Origin of the sequence: Parafrankia elaeagni (assembly GCF_000374165.1) — a bacterium.
Taxonomy (GTDB): Bacteria; Actinomycetota; Actinomycetes; order Frankiales; family Frankiaceae; genus Parafrankia; species Parafrankia elaeagni.
The window spans coordinates 20,935-39,009 of sequence record NZ_KB893717.1 but is presented as its reverse complement, the minus strand read 5'-3'; the positions used below and the strand labels follow the sequence as shown (position 1 = coordinate 39,009).

General features: G+C 73.5%; 16 protein-coding genes and 1 tRNA gene. 4 read left to right on the top strand and 13 right to left on the bottom strand.

Translation table 11 applies throughout. The features are described from left to right. Entirely contained in the window at window positions 1–1,392 is a 1,392-nt protein-coding gene (locus B207_RS0111000; protein WP_018636586.1) for an FhaA domain-containing protein, read from the bottom strand. A gap of 159 nt (window positions 1,393–1,551) precedes the next feature. Between B207_RS0111000 and B207_RS0110995 the strand changes: the two genes are divergently transcribed. Continuing rightward, window positions 1,552–1,634: transfer RNA gene (locus B207_RS0110995), tRNA-Leu, on the top strand. A gap of 205 nt (window positions 1,635–1,839) precedes the next feature. Here the strand turns inward: B207_RS0110995 and B207_RS0110990 are convergent. From B207_RS0110990 to B207_RS0110975, 3 genes are all read right to left on the bottom strand, one after another. After that, a complete protein-coding gene (locus B207_RS0110990) occupies window positions 1,840–2,622 on the bottom strand; it encodes an HNH endonuclease family protein (RefSeq protein WP_018636585.1) in 783 nt (260 codons plus the stop codon). A 100-nt stretch (window positions 2,623–2,722) separates the two neighbouring features. Further along, window positions 2,723–4,621 carry a protein kinase domain-containing protein gene (locus tag B207_RS0110985; RefSeq protein WP_018636584.1) on the bottom strand — a complete coding sequence of 633 codons (1,899 nt, stop codon included), beginning with the start codon at window positions 4,619–4,621 and terminating at the stop codon, window positions 2,723–2,725. A 248-nt stretch (window positions 4,622–4,869) separates the two neighbouring features. Next, complete coding sequence (locus B207_RS0110975) at window positions 4,870–5,265, bottom strand: cold-shock protein (protein ID WP_018636583.1); 396 nt, start codon at window positions 5,263–5,265, stop codon at window positions 4,870–4,872. A gap of 372 nt (window positions 5,266–5,637) precedes the next feature. On the opposite strand from B207_RS0110975, the gene B207_RS0110970 reads away from it, so the two are divergent. Continuing rightward, window positions 5,638–5,877 (top strand): hypothetical protein, encoded by a 240-nt coding sequence (locus B207_RS0110970; RefSeq protein WP_018636582.1) that lies wholly within the window; start codon window positions 5,638–5,640, stop codon window positions 5,875–5,877. 56 nt (window positions 5,878–5,933) lie between these two features. Here B207_RS0110970 and larE read toward each other — a convergent pair whose 3' ends face one another. Further along, window positions 5,934–7,382 (bottom strand): ATP-dependent sacrificial sulfur transferase LarE, encoded by a 1,449-nt coding sequence (larE, locus tag B207_RS0110965; protein ID WP_026310932.1) that lies wholly within the window; start codon window positions 7,380–7,382, stop codon window positions 5,934–5,936. Window positions 7,383–7,440: 58 nt separating this feature from the next. Here larE and purS point away from each other — a divergent pair, with 58 nt between their 5' ends. Continuing rightward, a complete protein-coding gene (purS, locus tag B207_RS0110960) occupies window positions 7,441–7,701 on the top strand; it encodes a phosphoribosylformylglycinamidine synthase subunit PurS (protein ID WP_035740494.1) in 261 nt (86 codons plus the stop codon). Window positions 7,702–7,705: 4 nt separating this feature from the next. Here purS and B207_RS0110955 read toward each other — a convergent pair whose 3' ends face one another. From B207_RS0110955 to B207_RS33465, 4 genes are all read right to left on the bottom strand, one after another. Beyond that, complete coding sequence (locus B207_RS0110955) at window positions 7,706–8,056, bottom strand: rhodanese-like domain-containing protein (protein ID WP_018636579.1); 351 nt, start codon at window positions 8,054–8,056, stop codon at window positions 7,706–7,708. A 98-nt stretch (window positions 8,057–8,154) separates the two neighbouring features. After that, window positions 8,155–8,988 (bottom strand): 1,4-dihydroxy-6-naphthoate synthase, encoded by an 834-nt coding sequence (locus B207_RS0110950; protein WP_018636578.1) that lies wholly within the window; start codon window positions 8,986–8,988, stop codon window positions 8,155–8,157. 4 nt (window positions 8,989–8,992) lie between these two features. Further along, window positions 8,993–9,928, bottom strand: coding sequence for a futalosine hydrolase (gene mqnB, locus B207_RS0110945; protein WP_018636577.1), 936 nt, complete (start codon window positions 9,926–9,928; stop codon window positions 8,993–8,995). A gap of 283 nt (window positions 9,929–10,211) precedes the next feature. Beyond that, a complete protein-coding gene (locus tag B207_RS33465; RefSeq protein ID WP_084692096.1) occupies window positions 10,212–11,885 on the bottom strand; it encodes an MFS transporter in 1,674 nt (557 codons plus the stop codon). A 157-nt stretch (window positions 11,886–12,042) separates the two neighbouring features. Between B207_RS33465 and B207_RS0110935 the strand changes: the two genes are divergently transcribed. Continuing rightward, window positions 12,043–13,137: a DUF3027 domain-containing protein gene (locus tag B207_RS0110935; RefSeq protein WP_018636575.1), complete on the top strand. Its 1,095-nt coding sequence runs from the start codon at window positions 12,043–12,045 to the stop codon at window positions 13,135–13,137. A gap of 50 nt (window positions 13,138–13,187) precedes the next feature. Here the strand turns inward: B207_RS0110935 and purL are convergent, their stop codons facing one another. From purL to B207_RS0110915, 4 genes are all read right to left on the bottom strand, one after another. Then, the gene (purL, locus tag B207_RS0110930) at window positions 13,188–15,473 is read right to left on the bottom strand and encodes a phosphoribosylformylglycinamidine synthase subunit PurL (protein ID WP_018636574.1); all 2,286 of its coding nucleotides are present in this window, start codon (window positions 15,471–15,473) and stop codon (window positions 13,188–13,190) included. A 34-nt stretch (window positions 15,474–15,507) separates the two neighbouring features. Next, the gene (locus tag B207_RS0110925; RefSeq protein WP_230204964.1) at window positions 15,508–16,500 is read right to left on the bottom strand and encodes an ABC transporter substrate-binding protein; all 993 of its coding nucleotides are present in this window, start codon (window positions 16,498–16,500) and stop codon (window positions 15,508–15,510) included. Between the two features lie 20 nt (window positions 16,501–16,520). Further along, a complete protein-coding gene (gene purQ, locus B207_RS0110920) occupies window positions 16,521–17,240 on the bottom strand; it encodes a phosphoribosylformylglycinamidine synthase subunit PurQ (protein ID WP_026310930.1) in 720 nt (239 codons plus the stop codon). A 160-nt stretch (window positions 17,241–17,400) separates the two neighbouring features. Beyond that, on the bottom strand, window positions 17,401–18,024 hold the full coding sequence (locus B207_RS0110915; protein ID WP_026310929.1) for an ATP-binding protein: 624 nt from the start codon (window positions 18,022–18,024) through the stop codon (window positions 17,401–17,403). Window positions 18,025–18,075: the final 51 nt, after the last annotated feature.

Genomic DNA, 18,075 nt, shown 5'->3' with positions numbered 1-18,075 from the left:
CTACCAGCCCCTGCGGCGGTTGTCGTCACCGTAACGCCCGCCGGCTCGGCCGGAGTCGTACGGGTCCGGCTCGTCGAGTGGTTCCAGCGCCTCGAGCCCGTCGTCGGCCCGGGCCGGCTCCCCGCGGAAGCCGCGCCCACCGTCGCGCCGAGGATCCCGAGGCTGATCCCGGTGCGGCTCCCGGCCGGGGGAGGGGCGTTCCCGCTCGCCGCGCCCCGGCCCGCGAAGCGGCGGAGCACCGGCCGGCCGCCGGTCGCGTGCCGGCGGGCCGTCGTCGCGGAACCGGGCGGACGGGCCCTCCCGGTACTCGTCCGGTCCGGGTCCGGGGCCGGGGCCCGGACCCGGTCGGAGGCCGGGGCCGGGCTCGTCGCGATAGCGGGGTGCCGGGCCGCCGCGGAAGTTCTCCTCACGGCGGCCCGGGCTCCACCTGTCGGGCGGGCCGGGCTCGTCGCGGAACCGGGGGGACGGCCCTTCCCGGTAGTCGTTCCCGCGATCCCCGCGCCCGGGCGCGGGCGTCACGGGCCGCCGGCCAGGGGACGTCGGCTGGTGCGGGTCGAAAGGCGGCGGGGTCCGCTGATCCGCCGGGCGGCCCGGCGGGACCGACGACCGCGCGGCCGGCGGTGGGGTACGCGGGCCGCGTGGACCCGTGGCACCGGCGCGCGCATCCTCCCGGCGGAACTCGACCACCGCCGTGCCGAGCTCGATGCGGTCGCCGTTCATCAGCTTCACCTGGGTCGCCGCGCGGCCGTTCACCAGGCTGCCGTTGGTCGAGCCGGCATCCACGTAGAGGAACTGCCCGTCCGGCAGGCGGCGGATCTCGCCGTGCCGCCGCGACACGCCGGTGTCGTTGAGCCGGATGTCGCATTCGACGCTGCGGCCGATCACGATGATCTCGGCGTCCAGCGGATACTCCCGCTCCGCGCCGCCGGATCCGCCCGGCGCCCGGGTCGTGATCAGGAGATGGGGAGTGCCCGGCGCCGCCGACCGGGGACGCGCCCGGCGACCGCCGACCACCGCCGCATCGGCCGACGCGACACTGCTGCGGATCCGGAAGACCCCGATATCGAGATCGGCGGCCTCCGCGAGGCGGACCGTCACCGGGCCGACGAAGGTGTACCGCTGCTCGGCCGCGTGCTCGCGGACCATCTCCGCCAGTTCGTCGCAGAGCTCGCGGGAGTACGGGGACAGCCGGGCGAAGTCGCCGCCGGCGAGCTCGACGGCGAACTCGTTCGGAACCAGGACCCGGTTCGAGCTGTTCGCGCGCCGATCGTCGGTCTCCCGAGCAAGCGCGCTGGCGATCTCGACGGGTTCGACCCCGCCCTTGAACACCTTCGCGAACGCGCCCTCGACGAGGCCGCCAAGGCGCCGCTCGAAGCGCTGGAGCACGCCCATGCCCGACCTCCCTTCTCCCGGTCTGTGAGATCGTATGCCCACCGACGGGTCCGTCCCACGGCTCGGCAGCTTGACATGGCCACCCGCCCGGCGGGGGGTGGCGCCTCAGTACATCTCCGGCGTGGTAGCGTGTGCCACGGCAAGCTGATAGTCCCACTCGGGCGAGTGGCGGAATGGCAGACGCGCACGGTTCAGGTCCGTGTGTCTTAACGGACGTGGGGGTTCAACTCCCCCCTCGCCCACGAGCCGGCCCGTCGTGTTCGCAGACTTTTTGTCTGCTTCGCGGCGGGCCGCGACTTTTTTCGGGGGGGCGAGCCCCCGGGACCCCCCGCGGTGAAACCCCCGAGTTCCCCGGTTCCCGGTCCCCGAGTTCCCGGTCCCCGAGTTCCCCGGTCTCCGGGTTCCTGGTGCGGAGTCGCCGGTTCCTGGTATCCAGTTCCCTGGGGCTCAGCGGGGTGTGGTGGGGGCGGTGCCCAGGGGGGGCTGGGCGGGGCAGGTCTGGAGGACGTCGCGCATCGCGGTGGCCTCCGCGGGCTCCAGCCAGAGGCCGTAGCGGGCCTTCAGGCCCACCTGGCGGGCGATGTACGGGCAGCGGGCACCGGGGCTGGGGGGCAGCCACTCGGAGGCGTCCTGGTCGCTCTTCCGCTGGTTCGTCGGTCCGTCCACGGCCAGCAGGTTCTCCGGATCGTTCGCGAAGGCGAGCCGCTCCTGGTCCGACCATTCCAGCGCGCCGGTGCGCCAGGCATCCGCAAGCGCGATCACGTGGTCGATCTGGACGGCGGAGGCACTGCGCTCCCGGTCGAACCGCACCGTCCGCGTCGTGTACGGGTCCCGCAGCTCACCGGTCAGCACGATGCAGTCGTCCGACCTGCGCGTGGTGATACTGCGAAGGTCACGATGCAGGATGTCGTTGCGGGTGTCGCAGCCGTTTCTGTCCACGTCCGACCAGGACGCTCCGAACTCGTCCCGCCGATAGGGGGGCGAGTTGTCCTCGCCGCGGACGGGCAGCGTGCCGAGCAGCTCCAGGGCCGATCCGGTGGCCGCGGGCGCGCCGCCGGCACCCGCCTCGCCGGGAGCGGCGGCGGTGGGCGCCGGCGTGCCCGCCGCCGCGTCCAGAGCCTCGTTCACCTCGTCGCAGCCGCCGAGGAGCACCCCGAGCAGGAGCGCCGCGGCGGCGAGCAGCCCGCCGACCCTGCTGCCCTGGTCGGCAATGGTGCTGCGCCCGCCCACACACGTCCCCGATCTGCCGGCATGACCGGAGCGCGTGCCGCGTCCGATGTGGTCCGTGATGGTCGGTTCCCACCGCGGCGGCCACCGTAACCTGTGCCGGCTACAAGGTGATCGTGACGCCTCGGCTTTCCGGGCGTTCGTGCAGCTCGAGGGCGCGGGCCTCGCTGTCGGCCGGGATGTCGAAAGCGAAGGTGCCGGTCACCGTCACCCCGGGCCCGATCGTCGACCAGACGTCGTCGCGCAGGTAGAGGCGGGCGAGGAAGTCGGCGGAGTGGTTCTCGCCGTCCGTGGTGACCAGGAACTGGTCCTCGCTGCTCAGCGCCCGCTCGACCGAGCCGGTGTTGGTGATGCGCATGTCGGCCAGGCAGAACTGGCCGGCCGGCCGGCGGGTGAAGATCATTTCGCCCATCTTCTCCACCCCGCATTCGACCTTGGTCGCGACGAACTCCAGCTGGTCGTCGCGCACCGGCGTGCCCAGTCCGGCTGTCCGGGGATCCGTCGTGGCCTCCGCCGGCGGGGCCTGCCCGCCGGCAGCCGGCCGGCCGCTGCCGGAGTCACCGCCGGTGACGGCGCTGATCAGCCAGGCCGCGAGGATGGCCGTGACCGCGACGGCTCCGAACAGGAGCAGCCGCTGCCGGGTCGAGCGGGACGGCGCCTGCGTACCGGTGTCCGCCGCCGGCGGAGGCGGGGGCGGGCCCTGGCCGGGGGGCCGGGCCGCCGGCCAGCCCGCCGAGGGCGGCCCCGCACCGGCCGGTGCGCCCGAGAACGGCGGCGCTCCTGCCGGCGTCGGGACGGCGATACCGGGACGCCCTGGCGTGGCGTGACCGGGACCGGCACCGGGTGCCGCGGCATCGCCCCGGCCACGTGGCCCGCCCTGGCCGGGTGGGCGCACCTGGGCAGGTGGCCCGGCGGCAGGTGGCCCGGCGGCGGGCGGAACGGCGGCGGGCTGCCGGAGCTGCCTCGCGGACTGGGCGCGGGAGGACGCGTAACCGGGCAGGGTGCTGCCCCGGGTCAGGTTCAGCAGTTCCTCGGCCTGGTCGACGGCGGCGTCGCTCGGCCGCCAGGCGGCCCCGTCGCCGCTGTCGGCCGACGGTGTGGTGGGCGGCAGCGCGATGAGGTTCAGCAGCAGGTCGCGCGCGTTCGGGCGGGCGTCGGGATTCTTGGCGAGGGCGGCGGCGACCAGCGTCTTCAGGCCGGGCGGCAGGCCCAGCAGGTCCGGCTCCCAGCTGACGATGCGGGTGCTCAGCTCCAGGTCGGTTCCGGTGCCGAACGGGTGGTGGCCGGTTCCGGCGAAGGCCACCAGGATGCCCCAGGTGAAGACGTCGGCCTCCGGGCCGATCGGCTGGCCGTTCACCTGCTCGGGAGCCATCCAGCCGGCGGAGCCGAAGCCCCAGGCCGTCGGCTTGGCCTTGGCGCCCTCCAGCGCCTGCGCGATGCCGAAGTCGATCACCCGCGGCCCGGACATCGAAAGCAGCACGTTGCTCGGCTTGAGGTCACGGTGGACGAGGCCGGCGCTGTGGATCGCGGTGAGCGCCGTGGCGACCCCGACGGCGAGCCCGGTCAGGGTCGACCCGCCGATGGGCCCGTTCTCGACCGCGTGGTCCAGCCGGACGCCGTCGATGAACTCGGTCACCAGATACGGGGCGGGGGCGTCGGGGTCGGCGTCGAGCACCTCTGCGGTGCAGAACGGCGCGACGCGGCGTGCGGCGTCCACCTCCTGCCGGAACCGCCGGCGGAACTCCTCGTCGGCGGCCAGGTCCGGTCGGACGATCTTGACCGCGACCCGCCGACCCGCGGACTCGGCCAGGTAGACGGTTCCCATCCCGCCGGCGCCGAGACGACGCAGCAGGCGGTAGGGGCCGATCACTCGGGGCTCGTGCGGGTGCAGCACCTCGCCCGGGGGCATGCCGCTCCCGGGCTGTCCGCGCGCCGCCGGGGCGTGTTCCCCGTTGTGATCCACGATGACGTCCACCTTCGGTGCCGGGGTCGCGGCGTCCATGGTCCATGGCCTCTTCGCAGTCTGCACCAACGCGCGGTGCGCTCCGCGAGAGCCGAAGCTATGGCCGGATTTTCCGGCCACACCGCGGCACCGCCCGCGACCTCTCACCTGGCGGACCGCCCTTCCTTTCGTCGATACAGGACGAAGGGGGCCTTCCGCCGGTACTCCGCGGTCGTTGATCCGACAGCGCGGGTTGTGCGAACAGAGCGTGGCGTGTGCCGTGCGACCATGACCGCGGTGAAGGGCGCTCAGCGCTCGAGTTCGTTCGCCACGGCGTGCACGACCTTGGCGACCTTCTGGGCCGCCCGCCGGTCCGGGTAACGGCCGCGGCGCAACTCGCCCTGGATGTCGTCCAGGATCTGGATCATGTCCTCGACCATGCTGTGCAGCTCGTCGGGACTGCGCCGGTTGGCGTTCGCGGCGGCCTTGGCGACGGACGGCGGAGCAGCCAGAATCCGCACCGAGAGAGCCTGGTCGCCCCGGCGGCCGGCGGCCACCCCGAACTCGACGCGGTCGCCGGGCTTGAGCCGATCGACACCGGCCGGAAGAGCGGCCTTGTGGACGAAGACGTCCTCGCCGTCATCACGGCTGAGAAATCCGAAACCCCGTTCGACATCGAACCACTTGACTCTGCCGGTGGGCACGGGCGACCTCGTTCTGCGATGCGGATCGGCGGGTTGACACGCGGTGACGAGTCCCAGGCTATCGGGCGTCCGCGCCGGGTGTAGGGGCTTCGCGGACGATGACGCTGCGTGGCCGGCGGGCCTGGAGACGTCCAGGCCACAAAGGCTGCGCGTACCCGCAGGTCCGACGTGTGCACGATCGCGGAACAGCGCCGGGACACCTGGCGAACCGGTTTCTCGGCCGCCCGCCGGCGTTACAGAAGGCGCATCCGGGGCAGGAGGGCCATGCGCCGGACCCGAGATGGGCCGTGTGGCCCCGGTCGGACGCGGAAGGGAAACGGAAGGGAATCAGCGCACCTACGGTTCCATCTGATCGCCGGAGGAGTGAGTGTGATGCCCAAGCTGGACCAGAACCACGATGTCGATCTCGACTTCCGGGACGCGGATGCTCTGGCCGAGGCGGAGGAGAGTCGCCGCCGGGACGATGTGGCACGCACCTCCAGCGGACCCGTCGACCCGGAGGCGATGGCGGCGGCCGACGGCCTGTCCGTCTCCGAGGCCGAGGCCGAGGCCTACCGCGAGCATGCCGAGCGGGGCGCCCACCAGCAGGGCGAGGGCGCGCCGGAGGTCTGACCACCGGCTGGTTCCGGCCCGGCCACCCGGCCCGGCCACCCGGCCCGGCTACGTCACTACGCGGAGCCGGGCGACGGGAGTAGCTCGTTCATCGATCCGGAGCGGAATCCCCGGGGGTCGACCTCGACACGCGCGAAGCCGCAGTCCAGCACCACCGACGTCACCTCGGGGCGGGCTGCCAGGCGCGGGGCGTGCTCGGGGTCGACCTCGATGCGGGCGAGGCCGCCGAGGTCGCGGACACGCAGGTCGCGGAGGTGGAAGCCGGCGTCCGCGGCAGCCACGCGCAGGGCCGTCTCGGCCTGTTCCACCCTGGCCAGCCGGGCGGGGCTGACCTGCACCCCGTAGGCGATCCGACTGGCCAGGCAGGCGGCCGCCGGCTTGTCCCAGGTGGACAGGCCCCACTGGCGAGAGGCTGCCCGGACCTGCGACTTCGTCAGACCGGCGTCGAGCAGGGGGGTGCGCGCCCCCCGGCTCGACGCCGCGCTGATGCCCGGCCGGAAGCCGGCGACGGCGTCGTCGGCGTTCGTGCCGGTCACCACATGGCCCAGGCCGAGCTCGGCGGCGAGCGGGCCGAGGGTGTCGAGCAGTTCCGCCTTGCAGAAGTAACAGCGGTCCGCGCCGTTCGCGCGGTACTGGGCGCTGCTCATCTCGTCCGTCGCCGGCAGGACGTGCCGGACACCCAGGTCGGCGGCGAACCGGCGCGCGGCGTCGAGTTCCGCGGCGGGCAACGAGGGAGACACCGCGGTGGCGGCGACCACGGACCCGGCGCCGAGCGCGCGGACGGCCGCCGCCAGCAACAGAGCCGAATCGGCTCCGCCGGAGAACGCGACGAGCACCGAGCCGAGTTCGCGCAGCCGCTGCGCCAACAGGTCGAGCCGCCGGCGCAGCACCTCGTCGGCGAGCCAGGCGGGGAAGGCGGCGAGATCGTCCAGGACGACGTCCGCGCCGGCGGTGGCCAGCTCGGCGGCCGTGCACGGACCGGTGGGCACCGCGACCGCCAGCGCGCCGCCCGACCGCGCTCCGTGGACGTCCCCGAGGTGGTCGCCGACGAAGATGTCGACCCCGTGCTCGCGGAGCGCGGCACCCTTGGCCTCGGCGAACAACCAGCCCGCCACCTCGTCCGCGGCGAGACCGATCTGTTCCAGGCTGGCCACGGCCAGTGGGCGGCTCTTCGCCGTCACCACCACCACCCGGCCACCGGCGTGCCGGACGGCCTCCACCGCCTCGACGGCGTGCGGCATCGCGACGGACAGGGGCAGCGCGTGCGTGCTGTACAGCTCGCGGTAACGGACCACACGCCGGGCCACCTCGTCAGCCGGGAACCAGCGCGCCATCTCGTCTTCCACCGGGGGCCCGAGACGGGCCACGGCGGCCTCGCCGTCGATCGCCACGCCGGTCTCGGCGGTCAGGGCGGCGAAGGCCGCGACGATCCCGCGGCGGGCGTCCAACAGCGTCATGTCCAGGTCAAAACCGACGACCAGGGTGGATGTTCTCCAGGGGGACACCCGGTGAGCGTAACCAGCGGGCTCGGCGGGCCACCGGAAGCCGGTAGGGTCCGCGGGTGTGACCAGGGTTGTGGTGGATGTGATGCTCAAGCCGGAGATCCTCGACCCGCAGGGCCAGGCCGTGCTGACGGCACTGCCCCGGCTCGGCGTGAACGGGATCAGCGGGGTGCGCCAGGGCAAGCGGTTCGAGCTGGAGCTGGACGGCGAGGTCGATGCGGACGCACTCGCCCGCATCGACCATCTCGCCTCGACCCTGCTCGCGAACCCCGTGATCGAGGACTACGTCGTACGGGTGGAGCCCGCTCGCGTGGAGGAGTAGCCGGTCAGATGACGGTGGGGGCGACCGGGCTGTCGCTCACCATCGGGCGCCCGGCGGCCTGCCAGCCGAGCATGCCGTCGACCAGGTTGCGGGCTGCCCAGCCCTCCCGCGCGAGATGCGCCGTGACCCTGGCGGACCGCGCGCCGGAGCGGCAGACGACGACGACGTCCCGCTCCCGCGGGACCTCGCCGATGCGGGCGAGGATCTCGCCCATCGGGATGTGGACCGCGCCGTCGATGTGGCCGGCGGCCCACTCGTCGGGCTCGCGCACGTCGACGAGCACGGGGCCGCCCTCGGCGGGCAGTTGGACGGGAAGTTCCGGCACGGTGACCGTGGGTATCTGCTCGGGACTCACAGGGCCATCCTGCCACCCGGTAGGCCGGGCGGCGGATGCGACATCACGCTCGATGCGGCGTCACGCTCACCGCCGCCCATCCGGGCAGACGTCCGTGATCAGACGCGCGGTGGCCAGGTGTCGAGCGCGCCGGGGGCCAGCGCGGGGACGAGGCCGGCGGCGGCGGCCCGCCCGAGCAGCTCGCCGACAGCGGCGCGACCCTCGTCCCCGAGGTCGAGCGTGAAGTCGTTCACATACAGCTCGATGTGGGCGTTCACGACGTCGGGTGCCATCTCCTGCGCGTGCTCGATCACGAACGGCGCGCTCGCGGACCGGTCGGCGAACGCCGCGGCCACGCTCGCCCGGACGGCGTCCGACAGGCCCGCCGTGTCGAGCCCGCGGCGGGCCAGGATGGCGCCGAGCGGGATCGGGAGACCGGTGTGGCCCTCCCACCAGTCTCCGAGGTCGGCCACGGCCGTCAGGCCGTAGGACGGGTAGGTGAACCGCGACTCGTGGATCACCAGCCCGGCGTCGTACCCGCCGTCGCGGACCGCCGGCATGATCTGGTCGAACGGCAGCACCTCCACCGACCCGACGCCGATCTTCTCCGCCCACAGCCGGAACAGCAGGTACGCCGTGGTGCGTGTGCCCGGGATGACGACCGACGCCCCGCGCAGGTCGGTGCGCCCCGCGGTCAGGACGAGCGGGCCGCAGCCGCGGCCGAGCGCGCTGCCCGCGGCGAGCAGGCTGTACCGGCCGAGCAGCCACGGCAGGGCCGCGTAGGACACCTTGACGAGGTCGTCGACACCGTCGGCGGCCCGTGCGTTCAGCACGTCGATGTCGGCGAACGTCGTCGACACCGGCGGCGCTCCCGGTACCAGCCCGTGCACCAGCGCGTGGAAGGCGAAGGTGTCGTTCGGGCAGGGCGAGATCGCGAGGCTGAGCGTGTCCACGGCCCTAGTGTGCCGGCCCCTTCTCGGCCTGCGGGACGGGGACCAGGCCCTCCGGGTGCGCGACCAGCGCCGCGGCCGCGGTGCGCAGGCTGCCGAGCGCGGACTGCATGTTCCAGGACGCCCGGTCCCGACGGCCCACCAGGTTGCTGATCGCCCGGATCTCGGTCACCGGGACCCCGAACGCGCCGGCGGCGATCCCGACGGCGTAGCCCTCCATCGCCTCGGCGACCGGGTCCAGCCGGGAGGTGAGCGCGGCGGCCCGCCGCTCCGTCCCGGTCACGGTGGAGACGCTGACGACGGTGCCGCTGACGATGCGCCGCCCGGTGACGCCCAGGACGGTCGTCATCCGCCGGACCAGCCCGGCGTCGGGCTGCAGGGTCGACGAGCCGAGCCCGAGCTCGTCCATGGTCAGGAACGCTCCGGCGGCGACCGGCCCGGTCGGGGGCCCGGTCTGCGGAGAGGGCGCACCGGGCGGGTAGAAGCCCAGGTTGCGGTCCATCTCGCTGACCCGGACCGGGGGAGCGGCCTCCGCCGGCTCGTCCAGGCCGGACTCGGCGCCGAGGTCGGCGGCGACCAGCCGGTCGGCGATGACGAGATCACCGATCTCGGCCCAGCCGCGGAACCCGCCGGCGACGCCCATGGCGATGACCAGCCCGAACGGCTCGCCGGCCGCGCTGGCCACCGACAGCGCGACGGCGGTGCCGGCCGCAGCCGCGGCACCGGCCGGCCCGGCGGCGAGGACGGTCACCGGACCCCGCCGGCGGCCCACATAGGGGCCGAGGGTGGAAGTGGTCAGCAGCTGCCGGTCCCAGTCCGGCGAGACCAGCCCTCCGGGGCCGGACGGGGTGCGCGAGCGGCCGCGTGACCAGCTCCCCATCAGACCTGCGCACACTGCGTCCGCCTCGGCGTTCACCGCGGTGACGATGAGGGTGCGGGTCATGACCCACTCAAGATCATGGTCTGGATGTGTCCTTGTTCTGCCGTCGTGCCGATGGGGCGCCGGTCCGCATTCAGGCGACCGTGCCGGACGGCGAGGTAACGCCACGATGCCTGGGGGGTGGTGCAAACCGGACTAGTTGACGGACCCTAGCATCGCGGTCGACCCTCCGTGGTTCCGCACACGTTGAGTTATTTTATAACTACGCTATTTTCGTTCCTGCTGCGCCGACAGTCGGTCCGGGCTACTGTCATTGGCCCGTTTCCGCCCTCGGTGGCCGTATCGCTCAGTGATCCCGCCGCCCGCGGCGGCCGCGGCGTCGAATGATCTCAGATGCCGGCGGCTGCGATCCCTGGTCAGTGAATTCCGGCACGTTCCGCACTGCTCCATACGACTCCGGTCCATACGACTCCGGTGCCGCCGGGATGGTCAGGTCCGGCACCGTCGGCCGCAGCGCCGGCGGCCGTGCCGGGTCTGCCACGGCCGGTGCCGCAGCACCGCGGAAAGGCGCCGTCCCACCCGCCTCCGGCACCAGCCCCGGGTCCGGCACCCGCCATCCGACCGGGACGTCGGCCCGTGGGTCCGGGGCGTAGCCGGCAGGGGCCGCCGGGACGACCGCGGCGCCGGGCCGGACCGTCTGCTGGTGCCGGTCGCGTGCCTGCTCGCGGGCCCGGCGCAGGGCGCGGGACTGAAATACGAGGGTGAGCCCGACAACCGCGGCGGCGAGCGTGAACCCGAGTGCTCCCGGCATCTCGATCAGCCCGAAGGCCCCGCCCGTCACCCAGCCGAGCTGCAGGGCCGTCTCCGACCGCGCGAAGGCGGAACCACGGGTGTCCTCCACGATGTCGCGCTGGATGATTGCGTCCAGCGCCAGCTTGCCCATCGAGCCCGCCGTCATGGCCAGCAGCGCCGCCACCAGCGACGTGAGCCGGGTGTAGGTCACCGCGGCCACCAGGCAGCCGGCTGTCGGCAGCAGCAGGCTCAGCATCAGGATGCCCTCCGGGCGCCGGCGCCCCAGCCGGCCGCCGATCAGGACGCCGATACCGCTGCCCAGGCCGGCTGTCGCGGCGAGCGCACCGAGCCAGAGGTTGTTCCCGCCGCTCGTCCGCAGCAGGAAGGCGAGGTAGAAGGTGAGAAAGCCCACCAGGCCGCGCAGGACGAGCGTTGCCCGCAGCGCGACCGGGAGGGCACCGAGCACTGCCGCGACCCGGGTGCGCAGGCTGCCGCGGCGGCGCGGCCCGGTCAGCTCGCGCAGCGTCCGCTCGCCGGCCGCGGAGTCGACGTGGCCGGGCAGGTTGAACGCGAGCAGCACGCCGACCATGTAGACCAGCGCGCACGCCCGCAGCACCCAGGGATAGCCGACGAAGGGAATGCTGGCCAGCCCCAGGCCGAGGGGCGCGACGATCGCGCCGGCGACGATGTTGACGAGCGAGATACGCGAGTTGACCTTGACCAGGGTCATTTCCGGCGGGGTGACCCGTGGGACGACCGCGCTGCGGGCCACCCCGAAGGCACGGGAAAGCACCAGAAGCCCCAGGGCGAGCGGATAGACGGCGAGTCCGTCCAGCGCTCCGGCGAGCTGCCAGGCCAGCAGGCACCGCCCCAGGCAGATGGCGGCGAGGGCGGTCCGCCGGCCGTGGGCGACCCGGTCGAGCAGCGGGCCGACAACCGGCGCGAGCAGCGCGAACGGAACCATCGTGATCAGCAGGTAGAGCGCGACCTTGGAACGGGCCTCCCCGGTCGGCACCGCGAAGAACAGCGAACCGGCCAGCGCCACCGTGACGAGTGCGTCACCCGCCGCGTTGACGAACGACAACTCGGTCAACGAGGAAAGCCCGGACTGTTGCGCCCCGTCGCGACGAATGGTCCCACGCAGGCGGTTGAGGCCGCCAGTGAGTGCGCTTCCCAACTTCACGGTGCCGAGTCTGCTCGCCCCTACCGCCCGAGACCACGACCACATCGGGCGGGGCGGCCATCGGTGAGTGAGAATACGTGCCGTGGAAGCACTAGACGTTCGTTCCGAGTCGGCTGGGGCTCGTGCGTCCCGCGGGTCGTCGCGTGGTACCGGCGATCCGTCAGCCGATGCCGCGACGGATCACAGTGAGGCCACGCCCCCGGTGGTCACCGAGCCGGCACCGCCGCGACCCCCCCGCCGCCGCTCGCCGCGGCGTACCTCCCCGGCGGTCGGGGCAGCCGCCGAGCCGACTGCCGAGCCGGCCTTCAGCCCGCCCGAACCCCCGCCCGATGAGGTGACCGCGCGCGTGACGCCGGAGACAGTGTCACCTGAGACTGTGCCGCCGGAGCCGGAGCCGGAGCCGGAGCCGGCGGCGCCGAGGGCACGGGCCGGCCGGGCGACCCGTACGGCGCGCGAGCCGGCGCCGGACGCCGTGTGCGCCGCCGCGGTGGACCTCGCGCGGGCCGCGGCCGAGGAGGAGGCCGGCGACCCGGCGGAGGTCGGTGAGCACCTGGGCGTCGAGGCGGAGGCGGACCGGCTGGTGCTGCACCGCTTCGCCTGCCTGTCCCCGGCCTACGTCGGCTGGACCTGGACGGTGGCCGTCGCGCGTGCCCCCCGCCTGCGGAAGGTGACCGTCAACGACGTGGTCCTGATGCCGGGCGAGGGCGCGGTCCTCGCACCCGCCTGGGTCCCGTGGTCGGAGCGCCTGCGGCCGGGTGACGTCGGGGTGGGTGACCTGCTGCCCACCGCCGTCGACGATCCCCGCCTCACGCTGCGGGCCGGCGACGCGCTGGAGTTCGACGATGCCGACGTCTGGATGGAACTGGGGCTCGGCCGGCCCCGGATCCTCTCCCTGGCCGGCCGGGAGGACACGGCGCAGCGGTGGTACGGCGGCGACGCCGGCCCGGACGCCTCCATCGCCAAGGTCGCGCCCGCGTCCTGCCTGACCTGTGGGTTCCACGTGCGGCTCGTCGGCGTGCTGGGGCGCATGTTCGGCGTCTGCGCCAACGAGCTGGCGCCGGACGACAGCCGGGTCACCTCGATCGACCACGGCTGCGGCGCGCATTCCGAGGCACTGGTCGCGCCGTCGGCGCACCCGGAAGCGGTGCCGTTCGACGAGGACCCGTCCGACCTGATGCCGACGGACGTCGAACTGGTCGGCGTGGCCGCGTGGGCGCACGGGCCCGGCTCGGTGGCGGACACCCCTGCCGGACGCACCGACGACGGTACCGACACCGAGCCCTACGGCCACTCCTGACGCCCGGGCCCGGTGTCCGGGAGGGGCCCCCGCCCGGGCGTCAGGGTGGGTCAGCCGGTGTGGCCGAACAGGCGGGGCAGGGTGCCCTCGTGGGCGGTCCGCAGCTCGTCCAGCGCAACGGTGAACCGGCCCGCCACGTCGAGGCTGCCGCCGGTGACGGTGCCGAGGGGCCGCCACGGCAGGCCCCGGGCGGCGCAGAGCCGTGCCAGCTCGTCGCGGCGCCCGCCGGGCACCGCCACCACCGCGCGCCCGGCGGACTCGCTGAACAGCTCGACGAACGGGTCGGCGCCGGTGGGCAGATCGATCCGTGCGCCGCGGCCGCCCCGTAGGCAGGACTCGACCAGAGCCTGGGCGAGCCCGCCCTCGGAGAGGTCGTGGGCCGCGGTGAACAGCCCGTCCCGTGCCCCGGCGACGAGCACCTCGGCGAGCGCCTTCTCCCGGGCCAGGTCGACCGCGGGCGGCGTCCCCCCGAGATGCCCGTGGGTGACCCAGGACCACTCGGAGCCACCGAACTCGTCCCGGGTCTCGCCGAGCAGCACCAGGGTGTCGCCGTCACCGGTGAAGCCGATGGACGTCCGGCGGCGCACGTCGCCGAACAGGCCGAGTACGCCGACGACCGGGGTCGGGTGGATCGGCGTCGACCCGGTCTGGTTGTAGAACGACACGTTGCCGCCGGTGACCGGCAGCCCGAGCCGCCGGCAGGCGTCGGCGAGCCCGGCGCAGGCCTGCGCGAACTGCCACATGACCTCCGGGTCCTCCGGGGAGCCGAAATTCAGGCAGTTGGTGACGGCGATCGGCTCGGCGCCGGCGGCGGCCACGTTGCGGCACGCCTCGGCGAGCGCCAGCTGGGCCCCGGCGAACGGGTCGAGCCGGGCGTAGCGCCCGTTGCCGTCGGTGGCCAGCGCGATGCCGAGCCCGGAGTCGGAGAGCCGCAGCACGCCGGCGTCCTCGGGCTGGGCCAGCACCGTGTTGGCCTGCACGTACCGGTCGTACTGCTCGGTCACCCACGCCCGCGAGCACAGGTTCGGGGAGGCGATCATCCGCAGCAGCGTCGCCCGCAGCGCGTCGCCGGTCCGCGGCCGTTCCAGGGTGGTCGGGACGTCCGCATGCAGCAGGTCCAGGTCGGCCGGGCGGCGCAGCGGGCGCTCGTAGACGGGCCCGTCGTCGGCCAGCGAGCCGGGCGGGACGTCCACCACGGTTTCGCCATGCCAGCGCACGATCAGCCGGCCGCTGTCGGTGACGGTGCCGATCCGGGTGGCGATCACGCCCCAGCGCGTCGCGAGGGCCAGGACCTCCGGCAGGACGTCCGGGGTGACGATGGCCAGCATCCGCTCCTGCGACTCGCTGGCGAGCACCTCATGGGCCTCCATCGACGCCTCACGGAGCGGGACGAGGTCGAGGTCGACCTCCATGCCGCCCGGCTGGCCGGTGGCGATGCCGGCGGCGGTCGTCTCGGTCAGCGCGCAGGTCAGGCCGGCGCCGCCGAGGTCCTGGATGCCGGTGACGAGGCCACGGTCGAACAGCTCGAGACAGCACTCGATCAGGATCTTCTCGGTGAACGGATCCCCGACCTGCACCGAGGGCCGCCGGGCCGGGCCGCCGTCCGCCTCGAACGTCGCCGAGGCCAGGACGGAGACGCCGCCGATACCGTCCCGCCCGGTCTTCGCGCCGAGCAGGACCACGGCGTTGCCCACTCCGGTGGCCGCCGAGGTCTGAACCCGGCCGACCGGCATCACGCCGACACACAGCGCGTTGACCAGCGGGTTCCCGCCGTACACCGGGTCGAAGACGACCTCGCCGCCGATGTTCGGCAGGCCCAGGCAGTTGCCGTAGCCGCCGATGCCGGCGACCACACCCGGCAGCACCCGGGCGGTGTCGGGCGCGTCGGCCGCCCCGAAGCGCAGCGGGTCGAGGACACCGATCGGCCGTGCGCCCATCGTCAGAATGTCGCGGACGATGCCGCCGACGCCGGTGGCGGCGCCCTGGTACGGCTCCACGAAGCTCGGATGGTTGTGCGACTCGACCTTGAACGTGACGGCCAGGCCCTCGCCGACGTCCACCACGCCCGCGTTCTCGCCCATGCCGACCAGGAGCCGGTCGGTGGCCGGGGTGTCCCGGAACTGGCGGAGGTGGACCTTGGAGGACTTGTACGAGCAGTGCTCGCTCCACATGACCGAGTACATGGCCAGTTCGGCGCCGGTGGGGACGCGGCCGAGCGTCGCGAGGATCCGCTCGTACTCGTCGTCGGTCAGGCCCAGCTCGCGGTAGGGCTGCTGGGCGGCCTGCCCGGCGGGGCCGGCGGGGCCGGTGGTGGGGGCGGAAGGGGTTCCGGTCACGGTCCCATCCTGGCTGATGAGCGGGCCGGCCGGGTCAGGCGCCCAGCAGGCCCTTGTCCGTGAGGTAGTCGCGGGCGACGTCCTCGGACTTCTGCCGCTCGGCGTCGACCTTCTTGTTCAGCTCGGCGAGGTCGGCGGTGGTGAGCACCGGGGCCAGCGCGTTCAGCGCGTCCGTGATCTCGGGGGTGAGCGAGCCGGAGTGCACGATCGGCACGAGGTTGTCGGCGTTCTGCAGCTTCCGGTCGTCCGTCAGCACGACCAGGTCGTAGTCGGCGACGGTGGCGTCGGTGGTGAGCACCAGGCCGAGTTGCGCGACGTCGTCCCGCACGGCCGCCTTGGTCTGGGCGGTCGCCACCCCGGTCTCGATGATGCCCGAGATCCTGATGCCGTAGACCCGCACCAGGCCGGGCTCGCAGAAGGGACGGTTGGCGCATTCGGCGCCGGCCGCGAGCCGGACCGACAGACCGCTGGCCCCCAGATCCGACAGGGACGTCAGACGGTGCCGCTCGGCGAAGGTCCGGCTGACGGCGAACGCGTTCTGGTCGACGGCGTCGGCCGGTTCGAGGACGCTCAGCCCCACCTCCTCCGCGAGGCCGCGGAGCAGACGCAGGGTCGAGTCGAGATCCGAGGAGACGATCGATCCGGCGGGGCCGGTGGTCTCCGCGGCGGCGGCCTCGTCGCCGGCGGAGCGGCCTGGGCCCAGCTGGGAGTTGAGCAGGCCCGCGTAGGTCGCCACGTACTGCGGCATCGCGTCGATCCGCCCGTCCTCCAGCGCGGACTGCGCGATTTCGGTGTTCTGGACCGAGGTCCGCTCCACCTGGTAGCCGGCCTGGCCGAGGAGCTCGCCGTACATGTCGGCGAGGATCTTGCTCTCGGTGAAACCGGCGTCGGCCACGGTGAGCGAGCCGAGCTGGCCGTCGGTCGACTCCGCGCAGCCCGCGATCGTCGACAGCAGGGCGACGATCGCAGCGAGAGCGGCCACCGCGGCCACGCGCGGCGCGCGCGCCGCGCTGGGACGTACGGTCACGCTCGGCCACCCATGCCGGGTCAGGCGGCCGCGCGGAGCAGGCCGTCCAGCACCGAGGTGAACATCCGCAGGCCGTCCGTACCCGGTCCGGTCAGGTCCTCCACCGCGTGCTCCGGATGGGGCATCAGCCCGACCACCCGCCGGTTCTCGCTGCACACCCCGGCGATGTCGTCCACCGATCCGTTCGGGTTCCCCCCGGCGTAGCGCACCACCACCCGGTCCTGGGCGGTCAGCTCGGCCAGCGCCGGCGCGTCGATGACGTAACGGCCCTCACCGTGCTTCACCGGGATGACGATCTCCTCGCCGGCGGTGAACGAGCCGGTCCAGGCAGTGCCGCTGGTCTCGACCCGCAGCCGCTGGTCACGGCACACGAAGTGCAGCCCGGCGTTGCGGGTCAGCGCACCGGGCAGCAGCCCGGCCTCGCACAGGACCTGGAACCCGTTGCAGATCCCGAGCACCGGCAGGCCCGCCCCGGCCGCGGCGACAACGGCGCCGACGACCGGTGAGAACCGGGCGATCGCGCCCGCCCGCAGGTAGTCACCGTAGGAGAAACCGCCGGGCAACACGATCGCGTCGACCCCGTGCAGGTCGTTGTCACCGTGCCAGAGCGGGACGGGCTCGGCCCCGGCGAGCCGCACGGCCGCGGCGGCGTCCCGGTCATCCAGCGAGCCCGGGAACGTCACCACGCCAACCCTGGGCGGGCGCCCGTTACCTGCCTCGCCGGCGGGAACTGCCGCCATCTCCGCACCACCGTCCTCGACCCACGCCATCCGACCTCGGTGTAACCGGCCTCAACCTACCGGCCGGGCGGGCGCACAACCATGGAACAGGGTCCGAAACCCCGAGCCGAAACCCCGAGCCGGGACACCGAGCCGGGACACCGAGCCGGGACGAGCCGCGCTACGGCTGGTCGGGTGGCTGCCGGGGACGTCCCGACCACGGGCCGTGATGGGTGGGAATCTGGTGAAGACGCCGACCGGGGTGATCCTTGTTCCAGGTCAGAAGTTTCTCCAGGTGTACCCGCGTACCCGGCAGCGGGCCATCGACGGCGTCGAACCGGACGTTGTCCATCAGTGCGCGCATCAAAAGAATTCCACGCCCCTGTTCCGGTAGCAGTTCGGTAGGACCGAGCATGGACGGATCGGGCCCCTGAGGTTCGTTCCAGTCGGGTTTCCGGGTGGCCGGGCCGTGGGGCCCGCCGTCACCGTCACCGTCACTGCCGGGGAAGCCGTCGTCACTGCCCGAGAAGCCGTCGTCGCTGCCGAAGGAACCGGTGAGGCCGCTTCCGTGGTCGACGACCTCGATCACGGCAACCGTGTTGTCGACGCCGACCGAGACCTCGTACTCGTCGTCCGCCGTCGCATGAATCAGGACGTTCGCGCAGGCCTCGGTCAGCGCGATCTCGACATCCTCGATGCAGTCCTGGGAAACCCCCAGGACTTTCAGTGCCTGTGCACATATTCGGCGGACAATCGGAATGGAGATTTCATCCCGGGGGAGCGACAGGCCGAGTTTGATCTCCATGTCGGTGGGTGTACCCCGCCGGTCCGGCATCAACCGGAGCCGTTTCCGCCG